Raw genomic sequence first — 24,793 nt, 5'->3', positions numbered from 1 at the left:
GCCACGGCCTGCGGCGCCAGCGACGCGCCGCGCGCGCCCTGCTGCGCCGCCGCCGTCGCCAGGAGGCCCAGCGCCCAGATGGCGCCCCGGTGCGTGTTCACGCCGCCCGTGGCCGCCAGCATCAGCGCTTCGCCGTCGCGGCCGATGGCGCCGATGCGCTGGCGCAGGCGGTCATCATCGTCATCCTGCGCGCCGGCCTGCGCCATCGCTTCAAAGACGGGTTGCAGCACGCAGGCCGAGTGGCACATCAGGGCCCAGTTCAAGTCCGTGTGGGCGCCGCGGCTGCGCAAATCGACCAGGCCCGGTTTCGGCGTCAGGGTCACTTCGTCGAGCAGCGCCTGCAGCACCTGCCGCGCCAGCGCGGCGGCGCGCTCCCGCACCGGCACTGTCCTCATCATCGTCGTCATCATTGTGCTCATTACCAGCTCCTGAATTTGGCGGGGGGTTGATACAGGCCGTCCGACCATTCGACCAGGTCGGCGATGCTTTTCGCGGCCAGCAGCGAGCGGCTGGCCGCGCCGCGCTGCACGCCGATATCCTCGGGCAGCGCGATCAGGCCGCCGGCGCGCAATTTCGCCGTCGTCTTCGGGTCGTGGCGCAGGCCGATGGGCGTCACGCCGGCGACAGCCGCCAGCATGGCCTTGCGCTCGTCAAGCGAACGGGCCTTGTACAGGTAGGCGATGCCCTCTTCCGTCAGCACGTGGGTGACGTCGTCGCCATAGATCATCACGGGCGCCAGCGGCATGCCGCTGGCCTGGCCCACGGCGACGGCGTCGAGCGATTCGACGATCGTCGGCTGGCCGCCGTCCTGGAACGTCTCGACCATCTGCACCACGAGCTTCCTGCCGCGCGCCAGCGGGTCGTCCGTCTCGATCAGGTCCAGCCAGGCCGGCGTCGGGTGGCGCCGCCCGTGCGGGTCGTGGCCCATATTGGGCGCGCCGCCAAAGCCTGCCAGGCGGCCGTTGGTGACGGTCGAGGAGTTGCCCAGGCCATCCATCTGCAAAGTCGCGCCGATGAACAGGTCGACCGCGTACTGGCCCGCCAGCTGGCACAGGGCGCGGTTCGAGCGCATGGAGCCGTCGCGGCCCGTGAAGAACACGTCGGGCCGCGCGGCCGCATAGCCTTCCATGCCCAGCTCCGCGCCGAAGCAGTGCACGCTCTCGACCCAGCCCGTCTCGATGGCGGGGATCAGCGTGGGATGGGGATTGAGCACCCAGTTGCGGCAGATCTTGCCCTTCAAGCCCAGCTGCTCGCCATAGGTGGGCAAAATCAGCTCGATGGCGGCCGTATTGAAGCCGATGCCGTGATTGAGCGACTGCACCTGGTGTTTTTCATACACGCCGCGGATCGCCATCATGGCCATCAGCACGTGCACGGGCTTGATCACGCGCGGGTCGCGGGTGAACAGCGGTTCGATGAAGAACGGCTTGTCGGACTGCACCACGAAATCGATCCACGAGCCGGGTACGTCGACGCGCGGCAAGTCGCTGACGTCGTCGACGATCTGATTGACCTGGGCGATGACGATGCCGTCGCGGAAGGCGGCCGATTCCACCAGCGTCGGCGTGTCTTCCGTGCTGGGGCCCGTGTACAGATTGCCCTGGCGGTCGGCCATGTAGCCGGCCACCATGACGACGTTGGGCGTGAGGTCGACAAACAGGCGCGCATACAGCTCGATATACGTGTGGATGGCGCCCACTTCCAGCAAGCCGTCCTGCAGGAACTGGGCGATGCGCAGGCTTTGCGTGCCGGCGAAGGAAAAGTCCAGCTTGCGGGCGATGCCCCGTTCAAACAGGTCCAGGTGCTCGGGCAGGCTAACGCTGGGCATGATCAGGTGCAGATGGTGGATCTTGTCGGGATTGACCTGGGTCAACATGCGGGCGAGGAAATCGGCCTGCTTCTGGTTATTGCCTTCAAGAACGACGCGGTCGCCCGGCGCAAGCAGCGCTTCGAGCACGGCGACCATGTCGCCCGGTTGCAGCACGGGACCGTTCGCGTAAGGGCGCACGGCATCGAGGCGGCGGCGTTTCTCGGTGCGCCGCGTGTCCCATTGTTTTTGCCGCTGCGCTGGCGCTGCTGTGGCGGTTGACATCATGCCTCCGGAATGAGCTATCGAATCCAGACGATAGAACGAAAGCGCCAGCGCGACAATCAACCTGCTAGCATGTTCATTACTTTGAAGTTAATGAACTGCCGTTAAAAAGGGTAGCCATGGCCATCAACGAAGAAATTACCCTGAAAAAGCTGGAAGTTTTTCTCAGCTTCATGGAATTGAACAACCTGGCGCGCGTGGCCGATGCGCTGGGCCAGAGCACCGTCAGCGTGCACCGCGCCCTGCACTCGCTGGAAGACGGCTTGCGCTGCCCCCTGTTCAAGCGCGAGGGCCGCAGCCTGATCCCCCTGCATGCGGCCTACACCTTTGCCGAATCGGCGCGGCGCGCGCTGGCCGAGTGCGAGGAAGGCGTGCGCAAGGTGCGCGAAATGTCGGGCATCAACCCCGTGCGCCTGAAGATCGGCTCGCTGTACTCCTTGACCCTGCACTGCATCCCGCAGCTGGTGATCGCCCTGAAACTGCGCCGGCCGGGCCTCGACATCGACCTGACCCTGGGTTCGAACCGCGACCTGCTGCAAAGCCTGGCCGATGGCAGATTAGACGCCATCATCATCGGCGTGCAGGAAGACGAACAGCATGCTGGCCTGGTGGCCGTGCCCCTGTTCCAGGACGACATCTTCCTGGCCGCGCCGCTTGCCTCGCCCTACGCGGGAACGGCATCGGTGGACTTGCAACAGTTGCGCAATGACAAATTCGTCACGCTCAGCGAAGGTTTCGTCACCTCACAAAGCTTCAACCACGCGTTTGAGCTGGCGGGATTCGTGCCCGACACGGCCATGCGCGTGGGCGACATCTTCTCGCTGATCAACCTGGTCAGCGGCGGCATCGGCTACAGCCTGCTGCCCGGCCGCGTGCGCGCCTTCAGCTCGCGCATCGAACTGCTGCCCCTGGACGCGCGCTACGGCTCGCACCAGCAAATCACCCTGCTGATGCAGAGCAGCCGCGAGCGTGACCCGAATCTGCTGGCGCTGGCGGCGGAATGCAGGTTGTATGGGCGTGGCGAGCCTGCTTTACCCAAAACTTTGACTTAATATCTAAACAATGGCAAATCAAACCAAGGCCCGAGTCTCCAGCCCGGGCACCTCGGGCCCAGCGGGCCTGAAAAATGCCCAGGGCAAGGCGCGCGGGCGCAGACAGTACGAATGTACGGCAAGCCCAAGCAACGCAGCCATGGACATTTTCTCAGGCCCGCGATCCAGGCCCGCACTTAAATAGCACTATCCCAAGGCGCCGACAACCGCACCGCGCAGTTGATCAACCCCACCATCGAATACGTCTGCGGGAAATTGCCCCACATCTCTCCCGTCACGGGGTGCGTGTCTTCCGACAGCAGGCCCAGGTGGTTGCGCGCCAGCAGCATCGTTTCGAAGATTTTTCGCGCCTCGTCTTTCCTGCCGATGCGCGCCAGGGCGTCGATGCGCCAGAAGGTGCAGATGTTGAAGGCCGTTTCCGGTTTGCCGAAGTCGTCGGGCGCTTCGTAGCGGCGCATGTAGGGGCCGTCGCACAGCGATGCTTCGAGCGCATCGACGGTGGCGATGAAACGGGGGTCCATGGGGTCGATGAAGTTGACTTCCGCCATCAGCAGGACGGAGGCGTCGAGGTCGCGCCCGCCCAGGCTTTCCGCGAAGGCCTGGCGCTCCTCGCTCCACGCTTCGCGCAGCAGGCGTTCGCGGATCAGCACGGCGCGGCTGTTCCAGTGGTCGGCGCGCTCCGGCAAGCCCAGTTTGTGCGCGACTTTCGCCAGGCGGTCGCAGGCGGCCCAGCTCATCAGCATGGACGAGGTATGGACCCTGGCGCGCGTGCGCAGCTCCCACATGCCCGCGTCCGGCTCCGCGTGCAATTTGAACGCCTGGTCGCCCACGGCTTCCAGCGCGGCAAACTCGGCTTTTCCCGCCCGGTGGAACAATCGGTGGTCAAGGAAGGCCTGCGCCGCGCCTAGTACAATGTTGCCGTAGACGTCGTGCTGGAAGTGTTCCTGCGCCTGGTTGCCCACGCGCACGGGGCCGTTGCCCCGGTAGCCGGGCAAGTGCTCGAGTATCGATTCGGGCAACTGCTCTTCCAGGCCGATGCCGTACAGGGGCTGGATGTGGCCGCCTTTCGAGCGGGCGACGATATTCGTCAGCCAGCGCAGATACTCTTCCATCGTGCCCACTTCGGACAAGCTGTTCAATGCCCGCACGACGAAGAAGGCGTCGCGCAGCCAGCAATAGCGGTAATCCCAGTTGCGGCTGCTGCCCGGCGCTTCGGGGATGCTGGTCGTCATGGCGGCGATGATGGCGCCCGTGTCTTCATACAGCGACAGTTTCAGGGTGATGGCGGCGCGGATGACCACGTCCTGCCATTCCAGCGGCACGGCCAGGCGGCGCGTGTAGCTGCGCCAGTAGTTGATGGTGTCCTTTTCAAAGATGCGCGCCGTCTCGTCGATGCCGCCGGCCAGGGTTTCATCGGGGCCCAGCAGGAAGTTGGCGGTGCCGCCCAGCACGAAATACGTTTCGTTCAGCACATAGTTGAGCGACACATCGCTGTTCAGGCGCAAGGTCTGTTCCGGCCCCACGTAGCGGATGTGGTGGCTGCCCTGCGTGATCTGCGGCGCCAGCCGCCCCCAGTCGTAGCGGGGGCGCAGCCGCATGCGGATGCGCACGCCATGGTCGAGCGCGCGCACGCGGCGGATCAGCATCAGCGGGCGGAACATGCGGTCGCGGCTGAGGAAACGGGGGGCGAAATCCGTGATTTCCACGCCGCGCCCCTGCGTGTCGTACAGGCGCGTGCGCAGCACGGCCGTGTTCGGCTCATAGAACTGCTCGCTGCGCGCAAAGTTCTCGATGTCGATGCTCCACACGCTGCCGTTGTCCGTGCCGTCCAGCAAGCTATTGAAAACGGGGTCGCCGTCGAATCGGGGCAGGCAGGACCAGACGACCTGCCCGGCCTCGTCGATCAGGGCGTTGAAGGCGCAATTGCCCACCACGCCGCAGTTCAGCGATGCTGGCGCGGACGGTTGGCTGGCGCGGGTGTCATGCGATGTCGTCACGGGCTACTCCTTCGATGTCGGGGATACGGCAGCGGCCAGCAAGGCGGCGCGCAAGGCGCCGGGGCTGGCCAGGCGCAGGCTGGCGGCGCTGGGGCCGCTGCCCACCTTGACGCCCTGCCCGCCTGCTTGTTGTACAAAGGCAAAGCCTGCCTCGTCGGTGGTGTCGTCGCCCGCAAACACGGGCCGGCGGCCGGCAAACGGGCTTTCCTGCATGAAAGCGGCGATGGCGCCGCCCTTGTCGGTGGCGGCCGGCTTGGCTTCCAGGACCATTTTGCCATGCAAGAGCAATACCCCGGGGCACGCTTGCACGGCCGCGGTCATTTCCTGCAGGCATAACGGTTCAAGCTCGGGCGCCAGCCGGTAATGCAGGGCCACGGCGCCCCGCTTCTGCTCCACCAGCAAGCCGGGGTAAATCGCCGCCAGCACCCGGGCGCGCGCCAGCACGGGCGCCACGTCGGGCGTGGCCGCCACGTGAAACTGGCCATCGGCGCCGCGCCGCTCCACGCCATGCACGCCGGCAACCGGCAAGACCAGGGGTGCCAGCATGGCGTCGATCTGCGCCACGGGACGGCCGGAAATGAGGGCCAGCGCGCCGCCATGACGCTCGTCCAGCAGCGCCAGCGCTTCGATGACGCCAGGCGCCACGCGCACGCCGTCGGGCGTGGGCGCCAGGTCGACCAGGGTGCCGTCGAAGTCGAGAAAGACGGCCCAGCCGCGATTGCCCAGCAGTTGCAGCACGGTTTGATCATCGTCAACAGCTTGCATCATCGCATCCCCTTGCGCCGCTGCATGCGGCTGTGGGCGTCGATCTTGGTCATGACCTTGTCGCGCTGGCGCAAGCGGGCCGCGTCCAGCAGCATGCGCCCGGCCCAGCGGTAGACGTTGAAATGTTTCACACGCGCACGCATGCTCTTCATGCGCTCGCGCTGTTCCACGGGCGGCATCACGAGGGCGCGGTACAGGGCCTCGGCACCCTGCTCGATGTGGTAGGGATTGATGATCAGCGCTTCATGCAGCTCGCGCGCCGCGCCCGTGAATTGACTTAGAACAAGGACACCCAGCTCGTCGTCGCGCGCGGCGATGAATTCCTTGGCCACCAGATTCATGCCGTCATGCAAGCTTGTCACCATGCACACTTCCGCGGCGCGGAAATAGCGCTGCAAGTCGTCCTGGCCGTGGTGCTCGGCTTTCAGCAGGATGGGCACGTAGTCTCCGCTGCCGAAGCGGCGGTTGATGCGTTCGACCATCTTGCGCACCCGAGCATCAAAACTTTGATATTCGTCAAGCGAAGCGCGGCTGGGGGCGGCGATCTGCACGAACGTGAAATTGCCGACCATGCCGGGCTGCAATTCGAACATGCGCTCGACGGCCTGGAAGCGCTCGACGATGCCTTTCGTGTAATCGAGGCGGTCCACGCCAATGCCCAGCAAGTGATCGGCAGCCACGCCCAGCTCGGCGCGGATCTGTGCGCGGCACGCGGCCACGTCCGGCTGCGCCGGGTCGTCCTCCGGCCAGGCGATCGAGATCGGGTAATCCTCGACCTGCGTCATCTCGCCGCCGTAGGAAATCGTGGACGCTTCCGGCTCGATGCGGGTTTCCAGGTAGCGGTCCACCGTTTCGAGGAAATTCTTGCGGTGAAATGGCGTGTGGAAGCCCAGGATGGTGCTGCCCAGCAAGCCGTCGAGGATTTCCTCGCGCCAGGGGCAAATACCGAACGATTCCGAGTTCGGCCACGGGATATGCCAGAAGGTAATGATCGTCGCCTTCGGCAAGGCTTCGCGCACCATGCGCGGCAGCAAGGCAAAGTGATAATCCTGCACCAGCACGACGGGGTTGTCCGTCTTCGCCTCGGCGATCACGGCGTCGGCGAAGCGGCGGTTGACCTTCACGTACTGCTCCCAGTCGGACGAGCGGAACACGGGGCGCACATGGGCGATATGGCATAGCGGCCACATGCCTTCATTGGCGAAACCATAATAATAGCCCTGCTCTTCCTCGTCCGTCAGCCACACGCGGCGCAAGGTATAGCTGGGCTTATCGGGCGGCACGGGCACGTGGTCGAATTTATCGACGGTTTCGCGGTCGGCGGAACCGGCCCCGTGCGCGATCCACGTGCCGGAACACGCGCGCATCACGGCTTCCACGGCCGTCACGAGGCCGCTGGCGGGGCGCTGCACGGCGATCCCGCTCTCTGTTTTGGTGTGGATATACGGTTCGCGGTTCGACACGACAAGCACTTGATCTCCCGCAAGGTCCGCCTCCAGCAAGCCGCGCAGCTTTTCCGGCGTCCATTCCGACGTCCAGCCATTGTCGCCCTGGCGTTCCAGATGGTATTCCTGCAGCAATTCGCGCAAGTCGCCGATCAGCGGCTGCATTTCCGGCGGCGGCGCGGGCGCGGCGGCGGGCGCCGTGGCGGCGGCCACTGCGCCAGTGCTTTTCGGCAGCAACTCGCCCCGCAAGATATCCTTCACGGCCGACAGCCAGCCGCGCCAGCTCAGGTGCGCCACGAACACGGTCATCAGCGAAATCAGCACGGCCAGCACGGCCAGGAAGGCAAAGATAAAACGCTTGGTATCGGTATTGCGGCGCTCGACAAAGCTCATGTCCTGCACCAGCACCAGGCGGCCCAGCTGGGAGGCGTCCTGCATGACGGGCGTTTCGCTCAGGTGGACTTGCCCTTGCGGCAGTTGCGCCAGCGATTTGTACAAGCCGCCCGTGCCAGGCGTGCTCCAGCAGCCGATGGAGGCCGGATATTGCGCGGAGCGGTACAGCAAATGGCCCCCGTTGTCGCAAAAGCCGATGGCGATCAGGCGTTCGTCGCGCGTGGCGCCCTGGAACAGTTCACCGATACGCGCGGCGTCCTGCGCGGGCAGGTAATCGATGAGCGAGGGGCGGAGGGTTCCAGCGAGCAATTCGGCCCGGCTGTCGAGATCGCGCACATACCAGCGCAGGGTGATATTGTCGAGCAACGGTACGACGATATAGGCAAACAGTCCCAGCACCAAGGCCAGCGGCAGGATGAAGCGCAAGGACATGCGGAGCGATCGTAAAATCATCTGTTTCCTTTGCAAATACAACGTGGCAAGTATGGCCATGTTGCCAGTGGGGCGCCGGTCCCTTGCTTTCTGCCGTGAAACGTCCAGCGGCGGGCCGGGCCAGGTAGTTCCTCCCAGTATCTACCTTGATAGCAAGCTTATCCGTTCGGCAACGCACGTCCCCGTGACGCCATCTGCCCGTAAAATACCCGCTTCCGACATCCATTTCACTTATATAAGGAGTTTTCGCCTATGGATCTCACCACGTTTCACTCGCTGATGGGCGGCCCGCTGCGCTCGGCGCTGACCGTGCTCGTTTCCGCCCTGCTCGTCACGGTCGTCGCCATCGGCGTGCACCGCGCCGGCATCGGCTTGCTGAAACGGCTGGCCAACGGCCGCCCGTTCACCACCAACGCCACGCGCGTGGCCTTCCGCGCCAGCCAGCTGTGCGTGATTGTCTTCGGCCTGCGCATGGTGCTGGCCGGCGCGCCCGACGACACGCCGGGCCTCGTCGCTATGTCGCACCTGGCCAGCGTGGCGCTGATCATCGCGCTGACCTGGCTGGCCATGCAATGCATCGAGGCCCTGTCCATCACGATTTCCGAAATCAACCCCGTCGACGTGGCCGACAACCTGCGCGCGCGCCGCCTGATCACGCAGGCGCGCGTACTCACGCGCAGCGCGCACGCCATCGTCGTCATCCTGGGCCTCGCTTTCGTGCTGCTGACCTTGCCTGGCGCGCGGCAGATCGGCGCCAGCCTGCTGGCCTCGGCCGGCGTGGCCGGCCTGGTGGCCGGTATCGCCGCCCGTCCCGTGCTCGGCAATTTCATTGCTGGTTTGCAAATTGCGTTTTCTCAACCCATCCGCATCGACGACGTGCTGATCGTCAATGGCGAATGGGGCAAGGTCGAGGAAATCAAGGGCACCTACGTCGTCGTGCGCGTGTGGGACGAGCGCCGGCTGATCGTGCCGCTGCAGTGGTTCATCGAAAATCCGTTCGAAAACTGGACGCACAGCTCGTCCACCCTGCTGGGCACGGTGTTCCTGTGGCTCGATTTCAGCATCCCGCTAGCCCCGCTGCGGGCGGAGCTGGCACGCATCTGCGCGTCCGCGCCGCAGTGGGATGGCCGCGTCTGCACGGTGCAGGCGACGGATTCGAACGAACGGGCCGTGCGCGTGCGCTTCCTGATCAGCGCGGCAGATTCAGGCCTGGCCTTCGAGCTGCGCTGCCTCGTGCGCGAGCAGATGCTGGCCTTTATCACCGCCAACTACCCGCACGGCTTGCCGCGCCTGCGCTCCACGCACGACCCGATCGAACTGCACGAGGTGCGCGAAGTGCGCGAGATGCAGGCGCAGAACGACAGCGTGTCGCTGCACAAGGCGTAAAAAAACCTGCGGCGCGCTGCCCGCTGCCTTGCACCGCTAGAATATGGCGCATGAGCACCACCGCCTGGTTCATCCTGATCGGTTGCCTGATGCTGGCGCGCGGCCTGGGCGCCGACAGCATCGCGCGCCTGCCGTTTACCTCGGCCATGGCCTACCTGGGCGTGGGCCTGCTGCTGGGGCCCATGTTCCTCGGCCTGTTTGCGCTCGACCTCGTCAAGCAGGCGCCGCTGCTCGAAACCCTGGCCGAAGTGGCCGTCCTCATCTCCCTGTTTTCCGCCGGCGTCAAGATGCCCGTGCCGTTCAGCCTGGCGCGCTGGCTGCCATCGCTGCGCCTGGCCTGGCTGTCGATGGCCATCTCCGTGGCCCTGGTGGCCGTCTTCGCCTGTTTCGTGCTGGGCATGCCGCCGGGCGCGGGCGTGCTGCTGGGGGCCATCCTCGCGCCCACCGACCCCGTGCTGGCCACCGACGTGCAGCTGCGCCATGCGGGCGACAGCGAGCAATTGCGCTTCGTGCTCACCAGCGAGGCGGGCATGAACGACGGCAGCGGCTTTCCCTTCGTCATGCTGGGCCTGGGCTGGCTGGGCCTGCATGAACTGGGGCCGCACGGCGCCACCTGGCTATGGCGCGACCTGCTGTGGGCCAGCGCCGGCGCCGTCGCCCTGGGCGTGGCCGGCGGCACGCTGCTGGCCTGGCTGGGCTGGCAGCTGCGCGCCAAGGAACCCAAGCATGAAGTGCTCGACGACCTGGCGGGACTGGGCCTGATCGCCCTCGTGTACGGCCTGGCCAGCGCCATGCACGCCTGGGGCTTCCTCGCCGTGTTCTTCGCCGGCGTGGCCCTGCGCCAGACGGAACTGGTGCTGGCCGGCGCGCCGAAGGACCGGCAAGGCTTGCTGCAGGCCGAGGAAACGCATGCCGTCTCGGCCGCCAGGCCGCACGACAGCGCCGCGCCGCTGACCGTCAGCGGCGAAGCGCTCGTCTTCAAGGAACACCTGGAGCGCCTGTCGGAACTGACCCTGGTGCTGCTGCTGGGCGGTGCCGTCACGGCCGCCGCCTGGAACTGGCGGGCGTGGAGCGTGGCGCTGTTCCTGCTGCTGGTGGCGCGCCCGGCCAGCGTGATGCTGGGCTTGCTGGCCTCGGGCACCGGCGTGCGCCTGCGGAGCCTGGCCGCCTGGTTCGGCGTGCGCGGCATCGGTTCCATGTATTACCTCTGCTACGCCATCGCCCACGGCTTGCCGCCCGCGCTGGCGCGCGAACTGGCCAATATCACCATCGTCGTCATCATCCTCTCCATCGTCGCCCACGGCCTCACCGTCAAACCCCTGCTGCAACGGCTGTGGCGCAAATAAGGGCGGCGCGGCGCGATTGTCATTGCTGTACAGCAATGTTTTCTCAATTAGCCGTGGCAAAGCGGGAAATATTGTTAAGATAATTAAAAACGGCAAAGAGAGAAGCAATGAAACGAAGAAGTGTGCTGGGACTGGGCGTATCGCTGGCCCTGCTGCAAACGGGCTGCGCCATCGATCCGGCCAGGCAGGCATGGGAACGGGAATTCGACGCCTTCATGCACGATGGCCTGGCGCGCACGGAAACGCCGGGCATGGGCGTGGCCGTCGTGCGCGGCGAGCAAACGCTGTTCGCGCGCGGCTATGGCTGGGCCGACATCGGCGCGGGCAGGAAGGCCGACGCCAACACGGCCTTCCACACCGCCTCCGTCAGCAAGCTCGTCACGGCCGCGGCCGCCATGCTGCTGCTGGAACAGGGCGCCTTCCAGCTCGACGACAAGGTGGCGGCCTATCTGGACTTCCCGCTCATGCACCCGAAGTTTCCCGACGTGCCCATCACCTTCCGCCATCTGCTCAGCCACACCTCGGGCATTTCCGACGCCGTGTACGACAAGACAACGGCGTTTGCCGTGCAGGGCGACCCGCGATTGCCCCTGCGCGACTTCGTCAAGGGCTATCTGTCGCGCGGCGGCGCCTGGTATGACGCGGAGCTGTCGTTCGCCGGCCGCCCCGGCACGGAATGGCGCTACAGCAATGTCGGCGTGGCCCTGCTCGGCTACCTCGTGGGACGCTTGAATCCGGACAGCCTCGACGTGCTCACGCAGGAGCAGCTGTTTGACCCGCTGGGCATGGACAACACGGCCTGGAGCCTGGCCGGCTTGCCCCGGCGCGCCGTCGTGGCCCAGCCGTATGCGCACGGGGAAGCGGGCGTGCAGGCGCTGCCGCCCGTCGGCTACCCGGACTGGCCGGCCGGCCTGCTGCGCAGTTCCGCGCATGACTTCGCCCGTTTCCTGGCCATTTTCAGCAATGGCGGACGGGTCGATGGCCACCGCTACCTGCAGGATTCCACATTACAACTATTTTTCGCGCCCCAGGAGGCCAGCCTGCCGCCGGCCGAACTGGCCGCCCGCCAGGCCTTGATGTGGATCATGCGCGACGTCGACGGCACGCCGCTGGCCACGATGAGCGGCAACGATCCGGGCGCCGCCTCCATCGTCTGCGTGGACCGGGCCAGCAAGACGGCCGTGCTGGCCTTCGCCAACGTCAGCGCCGACAAGGAATTTCGTACTTTTCAGAAAGAAGTCGTGCGGCGCCTGCTGGCGCACGGCGGCAGCGGCGCACCGGCGAAACTGGCGAAAGTGACGAAACTGGCGGCGGCCAGGTAGCCGCTTGTGTGTGCGGGCGCACGGTGGCGCGCGGGCAGAAACGTATGCTGTGCTGGTCGGCTTTGACGATTTGACGACCCTTGAGGAGACCAGCATGACCAAGCGCATCGGCAACAAGGACGTGGCGCAGCAGCGCAGCAAGAGTGAAAAAGCCCGCATCAGGGCGCAGAACATCGCCAGCGAGGCGGTGAAGCTGGCCGCGGCCAGGGACAAGTACCGCAACGCCGTCAAGGGCCGGCCGGGCCAGCCCGCTCCCGCCGGCTAGGCGCCGAACCAGCCGCGCAGCTTCTCGGCCGCGCGTTCCTTGACCTCGGCCGTGATGTAGGTGGCCACCGTTGCCACGGCCGCGGCCAGCACGGCCAGGTCGTCCGCATAGCCGACGACGGGCGTGATGTCGGGGATCGCGTCAATGGGCGAAATGAAGTAGCCGAGCGCGCCATAGATGGCCGTCCTGGCCCACAGCGGCGTGTCCGGCTGCTGGGCCGCGTAGTACAGCCACAGGGCTTTCTCGATGACTTCGCGTCCCGCCGTCCTGGCGAACCTGACCACCTTGTCCCAGAAGCTGTCTTCCGTGTACTTTTTTTCATACTGTTTGCCGGCCTGGGGGGCGTGGTCTTCTTCCAGATTCTTTTTTCTGCCAAACATCTGCTGCTCCTGTCTGCCGCGCACGGCGTTACGAATGCGCACCTTAGCATAACGGCGCGCCAGGCGCGCGGCGCCCCGGCAACGCGCTCTTTATAGGAAAGCATGGATATCTCCGCCACCACCACGGCCCGCGCGGCCGGCCTGCGCTACACGGGCGACCACCAGGGCGGCATCGCCCGATCAGGAACGCCGGGCAAGTTCCGCTATGCCGATGCGGACGGCCAGCCCGTGCGCGACGACGCCACCCTGGAGCGCATCCGCGCCCTGGCCATACCGCCGGCCTGGACGGACGTGTGGATCTGTCCGCGCGCCAACGGTCACCTGCAGGCGACGGGCCGCGACGCGCGGGGCCGCAAGCAATACCGCTACCATGCCCGCTGGCGCCAGGTGCGCGACGACGTCAAGTACGAGCGCATGCTCAGCTTTGGCCGCGCCCTGCCCGCCATCCGCGCCGCCGTCGCGCGCGGCATGCAGCTGCCCGGCTTGCCCCGTGAAAAGGTGCTGGCCACCATCGTGCACCTGCTGGAGTTGACGATGATGCGCATCGGCAACGAAGAATATGCGCGCGCGAACAAGTCGTTCGGCCTGAGCACCTTGCGCACGCGCCATGTGCAGGTCGACGGCAGCGCCGTGCAATTCCACTTCAAGGGCAAGAGCGGCGTGCGCCACGACATCCGCCTCAGCGACCGCAAGCTGGCCAGGGTGCTTGCGCGCATGCGCGAGCTGCCGGGCCAGGAACTGTTTCAGTATGTCGATGAGGCGGGCGAGCGCCACGGCGTCGACTCGGGCGACGTCAACGACTACCTGCGCCAGGTGACGGGCGAAGACTACACGGCCAAGGACTTCCGCACCTGGTCCGGCACCCTGCTGGCCGCCCTGGCCCTGCAGGCGTTCGAGCAGGTCGATTCCCAGGCGCAGGCGAAGAAGAACATCGTGCAGGCGATCGAATCGGTAGCGAAAAGACTGGGCAACACGCCGACCATCTGCCGCAAATGCTATGTACACCCGGCCGTGCTGGAATCGTATCTGGAGGGCAGTTTGCTGGAAGGCATGCGCGCGCGGGCGCAGCAGCAGTTACGCGAAGAGCTGCCCGCGCTGGCGCCGGAGGAAGCGGCCGTGCTGGCCTTGCTGCAGCAGCGGCTGCAGAGTGCGGTCAAGCCTGGCGCCCCGGCTGGGGCTGGCAATGGGCCGACAGCGTGAGGGCGTCGGTGCTGCAGACGGGCAAGGCGCCATGGCCCGCATCGCGCGCCACGGGCGCCGGTGCGCCGTCGGCCTGCCGTGCCTCGCCCGTATGCATCAGCGTGGCCGCCAGGGTCGCGAAGGTAAACAGGCAGATCAGCAGGAGCGGCTTGTTCAACTGGCTGGGCTTGGCTTGCTTGTGCATCGCGGACTCCGTGTGTCGGTTGTTATTGCGTTGACATCATCATCGCGTGTTTCCACCAAGCATACAATCGGACAGCGACCGCAGAACGGGTAGGACAGCGCCGACAGACTCAGCCTGGGGCGCCGCTGTCGGAAAACTTGACAGCCAACGCCCCTCCTCTCTCCAAGCCCTTGTTTTACCAGCATAAGTTAGACAGGAACGCTTCCTGCTTGCCCTCCAGCCTGGGTACGCTTGGCGCCAGTCTGGGGGGAACGATCATGAGCTTTATCAAACACGCGCTGCTGGCGCTGCTGCTGTGCGCAATGTCCGCCGCGCACGCCACCAGCATCGGCTACGCGGCCAGTTCGCTGGGCGGCACGCAGTGGCGCTACGACTACACGGTCAGCAATACCTCCCTGGCCGTCCCCATCGAGGAATTCACCTTGTTCTTCAGCGTGGGCCAGTACGCCAGGCTGCGCAACGTTTCCACGGCGCCGGGCTGGGACGTGCTGCTGGTGCAGCCAGATCCCGCCATCCCCGCCAGCGGCTACGTGGACGCGCTGGCGCTGGCGGGCGGCATCACGCCCGGCGGCGCTGCCACGGGATTTTCCGTCACTTTCGACTACCTGGGCGCAGGCAGCCCCGGCGCCCAGCCGTTCACCATCCTCGACCCCGTCTCCTTCATCGAACTCGATTCGGGCAGCACGCAGCCGGCCGCCGTCGCCGTGCCGTCCACGCCGTGGCTGCTGCTGGCCGGCATACTGGCCCTGGCCGGCCTGCGGCGCCGGCAACTGGCGGGCGCCGCGCTGGCCGCGAGCCTGGCGCTCGCCCTGTGCGCCTGCGGCGGGCCGGACGATCCGACGCAGCCGCCCGCGCCGAAGATCATGCTGGCCGCCGCGGCAAGCGGCAGCACCGACCAGGCCGCCGGCGACTTCGAAGTGACCTTGCTGGAAAAAGTGACCGAGCAGCGCGTCAGCCGCACGGCCTGGGACTACAGCTACCGCGTGCACATCCGCAACAATAGCGGCGCAGCGGCCAGCAACGTGCAAGCCGTGCTGGCCAGCGCGCCTGAAGGCAGCACCATCATCGATGGCGACGTGCTGGCCGGCAGCATCGACGCGGGCGCCACCGTCATTCCCGACGACACCATCACCGTGCGCATCGAGCGCAGCGTGGCCTTCCAGAGCGCGGGCCTGGCGTGGGCCTTCAGCGCCGACACCAGCATCACGCTCGATCCCGTGCGGCCCGCGCAAGTGCTCGTGCTCTCGCTGGCCGAGCTGGGCCTGGCGGACGGCGCCGACAGCGTCAAGGCCGGCGGCGCCGTCACGGACGTGCTGCTGCAGGGCGGCAGCCTGCGCTTTTCCACGCCCGGCGACACGGGCGCCGACCAGCATGCGCAGTTTCTGCTCAGCAAGGACGGCAAGGTCACCACCGTGGACCTGCTGATCCAGACGGAGCTGCCGACGGCCGTGGAAACCCGCGTGGAAGCGGACGACGACGGCAATCTGCCCGCCACGGCGCCCGCGCTGGCCATCACGGGCCTGGGGGCGAACAACCGCCTGCAGGCGGGCGCGCTGGCGTTCCGCCTCGATGGCGCGCCGCCGCTGGCGCTGCAGGACGACAGCGACGGCCTGCTCTCCTCGGCCGACGGCGTGGCCATCAGCCTGAAGCCCTACTGGACCTTCCAGCCGGCCGCCAACAGCTTTGCCATCAGCGCCACGGCCATGCAGCAGCTGCTGGCGTCCCTGCCCAACGGCAGCTACGACCTGAACCTCAATTTCGTTTCGCGGGACGGTGAATTCACGGCCAGCTATGCCTTGATCGTCATCAAGGCGGGCGCCGTGCTGCAAGGCCGGCTGCGCACGCCGGACGGCGGCAACGCCAATGGCCTGGCCGGCAAGAAAATGTTATTAAGCGGCTACAACAGCCACCAGCGCCAGGTGGCCGAGGTCGACGCTACGGGCGCCTTCCATTTCGACGGCGTGCTGCCCGATACGTATCAGCTGACCTTGAACGACCTGGTCCACCCGAACGTCGTCAGCGTCAGCGCCGTCGTCTTTGACGGCAGCACCAGCGTCAGCGTCGACATCGTGTATCCGTATGCGGCCGGCCTGGCCGGGCGCGCCCCGGCGCGCAGCTATGTGGCGGGCACGGTCGCGCAGGATGGCGCCGGGCCGCCCGCGCGCCACGCGGCGCCGCCTGCCCGCTCCCTGCCCGACGCCACGCCGCAGGATGACGAGGGCGACCAGGCTTTCACGGCCACGGCCGCCGCGCAAGACCAGACCATCACCACGCCCATCGTCTACACGGTCCCCAAGGGCACGAAAAACCTGGGCGTGAAAATCACCGTCAGCACGGCCGAATATCCCGACTACACGACGGCGCAAAGCAAGTACAACGATACCTGGTCGTATTCCGTCACCGGTTTGCCCGGCGCCAACCTGGCCGCCGCGGGCGCCGTCAACCAGACGCACTATACGCAGGGCAGCGTCGTCCGGACGGAATGCATCGATGTCAGCAAGCAAACCAAAGATGGGCCGCTGACCGTAGGCGGGGCCGTCAGCGCGACGAATATCGGCGACAACGCGCTGGCCACGGTGGCGACGGTGCGCCTGGGCTTGGCCTGCAAGGGCTTGAAGGTGACGCTGGCGAAATTCCTTTCGCCCAACAAGAGCGCCCACCCCGTGTTGCAGCCGATCAAGCTGACGGGCAATCTGCGGGGACCATACATTTCCGTGCCACAAGGCGCCGCCACGGCCACCCACACCCTGCCGCTGGAAGTGCACTACACGCCGGCGGCTGCCACGATTACGGAAGTAAACATCGGCATCTCGTCCGGCGGCGGCGATCCCGCCTTCAGCACACAGAATTTATTGTCCCAGACCAATACCAACAGCGCCGGCAAGGTCAAATTTCCCGGCCTGGTGCTGCCCGCCTTTGCTGGGGCCAAGCTCGACAGGAAGGCCGTCGTCACGCTGCGCCTGAAGGGCCGCTTCGACAATGCCGACGCCAGTTCCGACCCGGCAGAAGGGGGCCACGTGGAATTCAAGGGCGACACGGCCTACATTCCCCTGTACCTGGCCAACAACGAGGCGGCGCTGGCGGCGCGCCGCTACGGCACGCGCGATGACGGCGGCGATTCCTGGGCCACGCGACTGGCCATCGCCTGGCTGGCGGGCAAGGCTTACCGCTTCGACGACATCAGCGGCCAGCATGTGACGCAGACGGCGGCGGGCCGCTCCATCCTCGGCCACAGCGGCCACAGCGACGGCCAGCAGATCGACTTGCGCTACGCGGACGGCGCGGGCGGCTACGCGGATGCGCTGGGCGGCCAGGGCAACGGCGCCGCCATCCACAAGCTGATCCTCGACGCGCAGACGGAAGTGGCGGCCAATCCCGCGCAAAAGCCGAAACTGGCCGCCCTGCAGGCGTGGATCGCCGCGAACCGGGCCATGCTGGCGCAGGAAGCGGCGCAGGGCGGCACGCGCGTCATCTATATCGGCCCCGGCTTCGTCAAGCTGGCCCTCGTCGACGGGCGCTTTTCCGCCAGTCCGGCCGACAAGATTCCCGGCGCGGGCGCCTGGCTCAAGCCGCCGAAAGTGCAGATCGAGAAGGGACACCTGAGCCACTGGCACATCAGCCTGACGGCCCATCCGTAAGCCGGGTCAGGACGGCAGGTCGGCCAGTTCCAGCTCCGAAAAGCCGGCCCGGCGCCGCGCCTCCAGGTTGAACGGGCCGCGCAGCGTGGGCGCCTCGTAGCGCAGGGCCAGGTCGGCGTAGGTGGCGCGCAATTCCAGGCCCCGCTGCTCGCACAGGTAGCCGTACCAGCGGTTGCCGATCTCGACGTGGCCCACCTCGTCGCGCAGGATGATGTCCAGGATGGCGGCGGCGGCCATGTCGCCCGCCTGCGCCAGCTTGGCGCGCAGCGGCGGAATGGCGTCCAGGCCCCGCGCTTCCAGCGTGCGCGGCACCAGCGCCATGCGCGCCAGCACGTCGCCGCGCGTCTTGTCGACCATTTCCCACAGGCTGTCGTGGCCAGGGAAGTCGCCATACGCGTGGCCCAGCACCTGCAGGTGCGCCTGCAGCATGGCAAAGTGCGTCGCTTCCTCCTTCGCCACGCGCAGCCAGTCCGTGTAGTATTCAAGGGGCAAGTCCGGGAAGCGCCACAGGGCGTCGAGCGCCAGGTTCATGGCGTTGAATTCGATATGCGCGAGCGCGTGGACCAGCATGGCGCGCCCTTCCGGCGTGATCATCGAGCGCCGTCCCACCAGGCGCGGCGGCACCAGTTCCGGGCGCTCGGGCCGGCCCGGCACGGCGCCCGATGGCGCCAGCGGTGCCTGCGCATCGAGAGAAAGTTGCGCCTCGGCCATGGCCGCCACCATCGCCACCTTGGTGGCCGGGTCCGGTTCGAGCAGGCAAGCCAGCGCATACGTGCGCAATTCCTGCGGCGCGGTGAAGGTCAGTGGGGATGTTGCGTGCATGGTGTTTCCTTCGTGCGCGTGCTTGAACAAGGGGCGCAGTGTATCAAATTGCCTGTCCCACCAGCCAATCGAGCAGCGCCTGCACGCGCGCCGGCAGCGCGGCGCGCCCGCTGTGCACGAGGTAGTACGCCTGCGGGCTGGGCAAGTCGAAACCGCCGAACGGCAGCACCAGCTGGCCGCTGGCTATCCACGGCTGCACCAGCTGGCGCCGGCCCATGGCCACGCCCGCGTGGTGGATGGCCGCCTGCGCGCACAGGTCGGCGCGGTCGAAACGCAGGCTGCGCGCAGGCAAGTTCACGCCGGGCGCCCGCCCTTCCAGCCACAGCCGCCACTCGGCGTCGGGCGCGCAGGCGGGCCATGCCAGCGTGTCGTGCAGCACAGTCGCGCCGGAAAAGTGTTGCGGCGCGTCAAACAGGCCGTGCTCGCGCGCATATTGCTGACTGCACACGGGCGCCAGCCATTCGTCCATCAGCTTGCGCGCGGCCAGGCCGGGAAAGTGGCCGTCGCCGTAATGCAGGGCCAGGTCCACCTGGCCGGCGCGAAAGTCCACGCTTTCATTGCCCACGCGCAAGTCGATCGACACGTCCGGATACTGCGCGGCGAACCCTGCCAGGCGCGGCACCAGCCAACACTGGGCGATGGACGGGCGCGCATGCACGGTGATGCCGCCCGCCAGCGCATCGCCGCCGGCCAGCGCCGCCTGCAGGCTGTCCCAGCCGATTTGCAGGGCGGCGAAGATGCGCTCGCCGTCGGCCGTCAGTCTGACTTGCCGCGTCAGGCGCTGGAACAGCCGCAAGCCCAGGCTGCTTTCCAGCCGCGCGATGCGGTGGCTGACGGCGCTGGGCGTGAGCGCCAGTTCCTGCGCGGCCAGCGCAAAGCTGGCGTGGCGCGCCGCCACGCGAAACGTCTGCAGGTTGGCGAACTGGCCGGCCGGCAGCCTGGCCCCAAGCGTGGCCATGCTCTGCGCGCCGGGCGGCATCACGCGGCTCCGGCCGCCAGCAAGGCGCGGCCGCGCGCCACGTAGGCCGCCATTTCCTGCGCCGGCACCATGCTGCCGCCCGTGCCCCACACCAGGTGCGTGGCCGTTGCCAGGTGCTGCGCGTATTGCGGCGCCGCCAGCACGGCGGGAATGGCCGCGAAACCGGCCACGGCCGACGGTTCCAGGCGCAAGCCTTGCGTTTGCTCAAGCGTCGCCAGCAGCCGGTACAGTTCTTCATCCGTGACGGAGGCGTAGCCGTCGATCAGCCGCTGCATGGCCCGGCCGACGAAGCCGGACGGCCGTCCCACGGCCAGGCCGTCGGCGGCCGTGACATTGTCGATGCCGATCTCCTGCACGCTGATGCCCTCGTGCAAGCCCGTGTGTACGCCCAGCAGCATGCACGGCGAATGCGTCGGCTCGGCGAACACGCAGTGGACATGGTCGCCAAAGGCCAGCTTCAGGCCGAAGGCCACGCCGCCGGGACCGCCGCCCACGCCGCACGGCAGGTAGACGAACAGCGGATGCTGCGCATCGACCGCAACGCCGGATGCGTCGAACTGCGCCTTCAGGCGCCGGCCAGCCACCGCGTAGCCGAGAAACAGATCGTGCGAGTTCTCATCGTCGACGAAGTGGCAGGTCGGGTCGCCCTCCGCCTGCCTGCGCCCTTCTTCCACGGCCACGCTGTAATCGGTCGCGTACTCGACGACGGTCACGCCATGGCTGCGCAATTTATCCTTTTTCCATTGCCGCGCGTCGGCCGACATGTGCACGGTGGCGCGAAAGCCCAGGCGCGCGCTCATGATGCCGATCGACAAGCCCAGATTGCCCGTGGAGCCGACGGCGATCGCATGCTGGCCGAAAAACGCCCGCACGGCGTCGCTGGCCAGCAGGCTGTAATCGTCGCCCTCCCGCAGCAAGCCGGCGTCCAGCGCCAGCGTTTCCGCATGTTTCAGCACTTCATAGATGCCGCCGCGCGCCTTGATCGAGCCGGAAATGGGCAGATGGCTGTCCAGCTTGATCCATAGCTGACCGCTCGTCATGCCCAACGCCGCCTGCATGGCGGGCAGCGGCACGACGGGCGACTCGATGACGCCGCCGCCGGCCTGCGTTTCCGGAAACGCCCTGGCCAGGTAGGGCGCAAAGCGCGCCAGGCGCGCGCTGGCATCGGCCACGTCGTCCGCCGTCAAGCCCACGTCCTTCAAGGCCTCGGCCGCCGGCGCGATGGCGGGATTGAACCAGCTCAGCGGCTGCAAGGCCATCAGTTCTGTAATCAGGGGAAATTTTTCGCGCAGCGCGGCGATGGCGGAAGTGGGCAGCATGGCAAGCTCGTGTAGGAACAAACCATGATTAGACCGCATCCGGGCGCCGCTGGCAAAGGATGCTTGATCAGGCAATGCATGACGGGAGGTCATGTATGGCGGCAAATCGCGGTCGCGCCCGAAGCCGACGCCCGCGCATGGCGACAGTGCGCCCGCAGCACGCGCCCGCCCCACTGACTTCCGCTTGTGCGTCGATGGCCTCAGAGATCAATGCCCGACACTGGCCATCTATGACTGGGACGCGTCATCGTCCTTGCGCCTCGATGTCATCAACTGCCTGCGCAACTTCTTTGGCAAAAGGTGGCTGAGTAAGATGCAGGGTAACAACAATATCACCAGCACGGTCGCGCCTTCCCGCCGCAAGCCAAGTAGAAAGAACACCAGCATGCCAATACCGACCGCCAATGCCAGACGCACCAGAGCCGGCATGTCTGCCGCCCAAGCGGAAAGGCCGGCTATGGCGACAATGGCGATACCTCCTGTCAGCAGATCGCCGGGTTCCTTATGCATTGCAGACACCGGCAAATCCCCGTGCCATACGCTCGCTCATGCTCTTCTCCTCTATTCCAGTATTGACCACATTATTGACCACATTATTGACCGCATTTCCAGCGTATGTCAGAACAGCAATTCCTGGCCGCGGACGCCGTGTCGCCGCCGTTGGCCCGGCGGACCTTGCTCCTCGGTTCCTGCAGGAAATTTTCATCGGCCAAGGGCAGAACATGGCCTGTAATGAGAAGTTCCATTGAGCAATATCCGAACCGCCAACCCGGATCCCCGCCGACAGCTGAATTTAATTCTTAAATGCACTATTTGTTAAAGAAAAGTTTCCACAACAGGAAAAAATAAGTTATCTTTAAGGCAAGAGACATTTTTTCTCTTTTCTACCGAGGCAAGAATGCGCTCCAAGAACGACAAAGTTACCGCTACGATGGATACCCCCGACTGCGCAAGACAGGACGATTTGACGGCCCAAAAGGTCGAGGTCGGCATTATCTTCCAGGAAATGCTCGATACGGCGACGGCCGCCGCCTACCTGGCCAAGAACAAGGTGCCGATCGCCACCGCGCTGCGCGTGCTGACGGGCACGCGGCGAAAAAAGAGCGGCAATTGACGGCCCTGTGCCGGATTGCCCGGGCCGGCGCCCGCCGCATGCCCTGGAAGGCGGCGTGGGGAGCGCACGCTGACATGGCCCGCTTGAACAGTTCAGGACTTCAAAGGGGGAGCCGCCACTTCATACCACACCCGTAAGCCCCGCTCTACCCGGATGATGGCCATCCAGCCCCCGGATTCGGCGATGGTTTCGATATTGACGGGACGAACGCCCGTTTTCAGCAGCCATTCATTGGCCAGTAGCAGCGACCGTTCCATGCCGTCAGAGAGCGGACTGCCCGGGGTGGTCGAACGAAAATCTTTAAACGCGATCATGTACACCTTTATATGAGTCAGCCTGCCATCCGGCGACGGCAACCGGCCTCGCTATCGCGCATATGTGCGGGCAGGCCGGAAACAGGACGGCATGCAGGATAACAAATTACTGGGAAGAAACATGCACACATTGTCACGCACATGGCGCTCGCTGCTGCCGCGATACCAGCGGGCGCCTTCCGCTTCCCGCATCGTCAAAAGGCGCCCTTGCTGATGGCCAGTCTTAGAACTTCAGCTGCAGCCCCAGATCAATCGACCTGCCCTCGGCCGGCAAGGCTTGCAGCGCCCCGCCGTTCGCTTTCAAGCCAGACAGGTAGACGCCGCCCAGCGGGTCTGCATAGGCGCGGTTGAACAGATTGCTCACGCCGGCGCTCAGGCTGGCCATTTTGCTCAATGCCACGCTGCTGCGCAGGTTGACGAGGGCATAGCCGCCTGTTTCCGGCTCAAAACGGCGCGCATCGACCTTGTCCTTGCGGGCCACGATCTTCGTTTCGATGCGGCTGCTCCAGGCGCCCAGCTTGTGCTCGACGGCCAGCAAGGCGTTGAACGGCATCATGCGGTACAGGTCGCCGCCATCGCTGCGCTTGCCCCGCGTGTAGGCCGCATTGCCCGTCACCATGAAGCGCCCCCAGCGCGCGCTGCGCACCAAAGGCAGCTGCCACGCCACGTTGGCGCCGTACAATCTGGCGTCGTGGTTGGCAAAGCGCAGCAAGTTGCCGTTCGCGCCCATTTTCATGTACGGATGAAAAGATGCCAGCACGTCGACGTCGATGTAATTGTCGACCTTGCTGTAATAGGGATTAACGCGCAGGAACCAGCCGTCTTCGCCGCCGCCATGCCAGTCGGCCGTGAACGCGGCCGTGTAAGCCGTCTCGGGTTTCAGGTCGATATCGCCCACATAGCCGTTGCCGTCGCCAAACCAGTTGGTCATGGTCATGGCCATCGAGCCGCGGCCCCACGAGTAGCGCTCGTACAGATTCGGCGAGCGCACCTTGCGCGCCAGTGCGAATGCATAGCTGCTGGCGGCGTCCGGCGCAAACGTCGCTTGCGCCGTGGCATCGATATTCGTGTCGCGCTGGCTGCGGCTGCGCGCATTGAAGGCCCTGGCGGCCATCAGGTCCGGCATGTTCATCATATTGGTGCCGTACGATTGCACGTCGCCCGACTCCATGCGCACGGATTCGCCGCGCAGGCCCAGCACGCTCGTCCAGCGACCATCGTGGCGCGTTTCCAGTTCGCCGAACAGCACGGTGCGGTCGCGCTTGCCGTCATTGATGTTCAGGTAGGTGCGCGGCCCCATCATCATGGAACCGGGCACGGCCGGCCAGTAGTCGTCGAGGCGGAAACCGTGCCATTCCTGGCCCAGGCGCAACTCGCCCGCCGCCGTCGGCACGCTGGCCATCAGCGCGTAGCCCGTGTTGCGCCCGTGCGTGATCATCGGCATCGAGCCCTTGCGCTCGGGCGAGAAGAAGCCCATCTCGTGGTCCGTCTGCTGCCAGTATGCGCGCGCGTCCAGCACGCCCCAGGCAAATGTGCCCTGGTAGGCCAGGTTGGCAAACCGGCCATGGTTGTCCGTCATGTCCATGTACTGGTTGGGGAAACCCTGGTACGGGATGTGCTGCACGCCGGCGCGCAGGGTCAGCTGCTGGCCATCGCCCTTCGCCGCCAGCACGATGGCCTGGTTGATGCTTTCGTACATGCTGCCCAGCACCTTGTTGCCGTGGCCATCTTCATAGCTGTGGCCGCGCGTGGTGGCGCCGCTGTAGCCGATGCTCAGGCTGTCGCTGGCGGCCGAGGCGTTCACGCTGGTCGCCACGCTGTTGTTGACGCTGCGCCCCGACACGGCAAAGCTGCCTTGCGTGAGCAGGCCCGCGCCCGGCCGGGCGAAGACGGGCGCGTTCGACTGCACCTCGATGGTGCCGCCTATGCTGTCGCCGCCCACGCTGACGGGGGTCACGCCCGCGATCAGGCGGATGCGCTGCACTTGTTGCGGATCAATGTAGGACAGCGGCGCATTCATATGATTGGCGCAGGCGGACGTCAATTCCATGCCGTCGATGCGAATCTTGAGGCGGTCATCGGCAAAACCATTGACGACAGGCAAGCCGGACACGCCGCCGCCGGCCGCCACGCTGTAGCCGGGCGTGCCGCTGAGCATCTGCGCCGTGTCGGCGGCCGGACGGTAGCCGTCGCCTATGGCCGTGACGATGACTTTCATTTCCGGCAAAATGGTGCTGTCTGCCTCACTGCGGGATTGCGCCACGGCGGGCATGGCGATGGCGAGGGAAATCAAGAACGGTAAATGTTTCATGGTGCTGCTTTCAGATTCTGTATAGGTAAGACGAACA

At 66.1% G+C, this 24,793-nt stretch carries 21 protein-coding genes; 8 read left to right on the top strand and 13 right to left on the bottom strand.

Annotated features, from left to right (window positions below; translation table 11 throughout):
- Together AC07VI_RS28595 and mdcA are read right to left on the bottom strand one after the other, a co-directional pair.
- Nucleotides 1–410, bottom strand: a 410-nt coding sequence (locus AC07VI_RS28595; protein ID WP_494808835.1) for a triphosphoribosyl-dephospho-CoA synthase, incomplete at its 3' end; no start/stop codon positions are given.
- An 8-nt stretch (nucleotides 411–418) separates the two neighbouring features.
- Nucleotides 419–2,092, bottom strand: a complete 1,674-nt coding sequence (gene mdcA / locus AC07VI_RS28590) for a malonate decarboxylase subunit alpha (protein WP_494808834.1) — start codon at nucleotides 2,090–2,092, stop codon at nucleotides 419–421.
- Nucleotides 2,093–2,211: 119 nt separating this feature from the next.
- Between mdcA and AC07VI_RS28585 the strand changes: the two genes are divergently transcribed.
- The gene (locus AC07VI_RS28585; protein WP_086148349.1) at nucleotides 2,212–3,144 is read left to right on the top strand and encodes a LysR family transcriptional regulator; all 933 of its coding nucleotides are present in this window, start codon (nucleotides 2,212–2,214) and stop codon (nucleotides 3,142–3,144) included.
- A gap of 176 nt (nucleotides 3,145–3,320) precedes the next feature.
- Here the strand turns inward: AC07VI_RS28585 and AC07VI_RS28580 are convergent, their stop codons facing one another.
- The 3 genes from AC07VI_RS28580 to AC07VI_RS28570 are packed head-to-tail and all read right to left on the bottom strand — an operon-like array spanning nucleotide 3,321 to nucleotide 8,197.
- Nucleotides 3,321–5,141, bottom strand: coding sequence for a glycoside hydrolase family 15 protein (locus AC07VI_RS28580; protein WP_492993928.1), 1,821 nt, complete (start codon nucleotides 5,139–5,141; stop codon nucleotides 3,321–3,323).
- A gap of 3 nt (nucleotides 5,142–5,144) precedes the next feature.
- A complete protein-coding gene (otsB, locus tag AC07VI_RS28575; RefSeq protein WP_492993926.1) occupies nucleotides 5,145–5,909 on the bottom strand; it encodes a trehalose-phosphatase in 765 nt (254 codons plus the stop codon).
- On the bottom strand, nucleotides 5,906–8,197 hold the full coding sequence (locus AC07VI_RS28570) for an alpha,alpha-trehalose-phosphate synthase (UDP-forming) (protein WP_492993924.1): 2,292 nt from the start codon (nucleotides 8,195–8,197) through the stop codon (nucleotides 5,906–5,908). Before AC07VI_RS28570 ends, otsB begins: the two co-directional genes overlap by 4 nt.
- Before the next feature lie 231 nt (nucleotides 8,198–8,428).
- Here AC07VI_RS28570 and AC07VI_RS28565 point away from each other — a divergent pair, with 231 nt between their 5' ends.
- The 4 genes from AC07VI_RS28565 (at nucleotide 8,429) to AC07VI_RS28550 (ending at nucleotide 12,495) form a co-directional block, all read left to right on the top strand.
- Entirely contained in the window at nucleotides 8,429–9,562 is a 1,134-nt protein-coding gene (locus AC07VI_RS28565; protein ID WP_086148345.1) for a mechanosensitive ion channel family protein, read from the top strand.
- Nucleotides 9,563–9,612: 50 nt separating this feature from the next.
- Nucleotides 9,613–10,908, top strand: coding sequence for a cation:proton antiporter (locus tag AC07VI_RS28560; RefSeq protein WP_086148344.1), 1,296 nt, complete (start codon nucleotides 9,613–9,615; stop codon nucleotides 10,906–10,908).
- Nucleotides 10,909–11,015: 107 nt separating this feature from the next.
- Entirely contained in the window at nucleotides 11,016–12,230 is a 1,215-nt protein-coding gene (locus tag AC07VI_RS28555; protein ID WP_492993921.1) for a serine hydrolase domain-containing protein, read from the top strand.
- Nucleotides 12,231–12,324: 94 nt separating this feature from the next.
- Entirely contained in the window at nucleotides 12,325–12,495 is a 171-nt protein-coding gene (locus tag AC07VI_RS28550; RefSeq protein ID WP_172404909.1) for a hypothetical protein, read from the top strand.
- Here AC07VI_RS28550 and AC07VI_RS28545 read toward each other — a convergent pair.
- Nucleotides 12,492–12,875, bottom strand: a complete 384-nt coding sequence (locus AC07VI_RS28545) for a YkvA family protein (protein WP_086148342.1) — start codon at nucleotides 12,873–12,875, stop codon at nucleotides 12,492–12,494. The genes AC07VI_RS28550 and AC07VI_RS28545 overlap by 4 nt on opposite strands.
- Nucleotides 12,876–12,977: 102 nt before the next feature.
- On the opposite strand from AC07VI_RS28545, the gene AC07VI_RS28540 reads away from it, so the two are divergent.
- Complete coding sequence (locus tag AC07VI_RS28540) at nucleotides 12,978–14,075, top strand: DNA topoisomerase IB (RefSeq protein ID WP_492993918.1); 1,098 nt, start codon at nucleotides 12,978–12,980, stop codon at nucleotides 14,073–14,075.
- On the opposite strand, the gene AC07VI_RS28535 is transcribed toward AC07VI_RS28540, so the two are convergent.
- Nucleotides 14,029–14,259 (bottom strand): hypothetical protein, encoded by a 231-nt coding sequence (locus AC07VI_RS28535; RefSeq protein ID WP_099420663.1) that lies wholly within the window; start codon nucleotides 14,257–14,259, stop codon nucleotides 14,029–14,031. The genes AC07VI_RS28540 and AC07VI_RS28535 overlap by 47 nt on opposite strands.
- Nucleotides 14,260–14,516: 257 nt before the next feature.
- Between AC07VI_RS28535 and AC07VI_RS28530 the strand changes: the two genes are divergently transcribed.
- The gene (locus tag AC07VI_RS28530; protein WP_492993916.1) at nucleotides 14,517–17,897 is read left to right on the top strand and encodes a hypothetical protein; all 3,381 of its coding nucleotides are present in this window, start codon (nucleotides 14,517–14,519) and stop codon (nucleotides 17,895–17,897) included.
- A 6-nt stretch (nucleotides 17,898–17,903) separates the two neighbouring features.
- Here the strand turns inward: AC07VI_RS28530 and AC07VI_RS28525 are convergent, their stop codons facing one another.
- The 4 genes from AC07VI_RS28525 to AC07VI_RS28510 all read right to left on the bottom strand — a co-directional run bounded on the left by AC07VI_RS28525 (nucleotide 17,904) and on the right by AC07VI_RS28510 (nucleotide 21,527).
- Nucleotides 17,904–18,719, bottom strand: coding sequence for a ferritin-like domain-containing protein (locus tag AC07VI_RS28525; RefSeq protein ID WP_099375450.1), 816 nt, complete (start codon nucleotides 18,717–18,719; stop codon nucleotides 17,904–17,906).
- Nucleotides 18,720–18,762: 43 nt separating this feature from the next.
- Nucleotides 18,763–19,677: a DNA-binding transcriptional regulator DsdC gene (gene dsdC, locus AC07VI_RS28520; protein WP_494808833.1), complete on the bottom strand. Its 915-nt coding sequence runs from the start codon at nucleotides 19,675–19,677 to the stop codon at nucleotides 18,763–18,765.
- A 20-nt stretch (nucleotides 19,678–19,697) separates the two neighbouring features.
- Complete coding sequence (dsdA, locus tag AC07VI_RS28515; protein WP_492993914.1) at nucleotides 19,698–21,017, bottom strand: D-serine ammonia-lyase; 1,320 nt, start codon at nucleotides 21,015–21,017, stop codon at nucleotides 19,698–19,700.
- A 228-nt stretch (nucleotides 21,018–21,245) separates the two neighbouring features.
- Nucleotides 21,246–21,527 (bottom strand): hypothetical protein, encoded by a 282-nt coding sequence (locus AC07VI_RS28510; protein ID WP_086148238.1) that lies wholly within the window; start codon nucleotides 21,525–21,527, stop codon nucleotides 21,246–21,248.
- Nucleotides 21,528–21,948: 421 nt separating this feature from the next.
- On the opposite strand from AC07VI_RS28510, the gene AC07VI_RS28505 reads away from it, so the two are divergent.
- Nucleotides 21,949–22,131 (top strand): hypothetical protein, encoded by a 183-nt coding sequence (locus AC07VI_RS28505; protein ID WP_143450718.1) that lies wholly within the window; start codon nucleotides 21,949–21,951, stop codon nucleotides 22,129–22,131.
- A 92-nt stretch (nucleotides 22,132–22,223) separates the two neighbouring features.
- On the opposite strand, the gene AC07VI_RS28500 is transcribed toward AC07VI_RS28505, so the two are convergent.
- Together AC07VI_RS28500 and AC07VI_RS28495 are read right to left on the bottom strand one after the other, a co-directional pair.
- Nucleotides 22,224–22,445 carry a hypothetical protein gene (locus AC07VI_RS28500; RefSeq protein WP_492993911.1) on the bottom strand — a complete coding sequence of 74 codons (222 nt, stop codon included), beginning with the start codon at nucleotides 22,443–22,445 and terminating at the stop codon, nucleotides 22,224–22,226.
- A 223-nt stretch (nucleotides 22,446–22,668) separates the two neighbouring features.
- Nucleotides 22,669–24,756, bottom strand: coding sequence for a TonB-dependent receptor (locus tag AC07VI_RS28495; protein ID WP_492993909.1), 2,088 nt, complete (start codon nucleotides 24,754–24,756; stop codon nucleotides 22,669–22,671).
- Nucleotides 24,757–24,793: the final 37 nt, after the last annotated feature.

This window comes from Janthinobacterium sp. GW821-FHT03A03, from assembly GCF_059421435.1.
The sequence above is the reverse complement of the archived record's forward strand: the minus strand, read 5'-3'. Positions and strand labels throughout refer to the sequence as shown.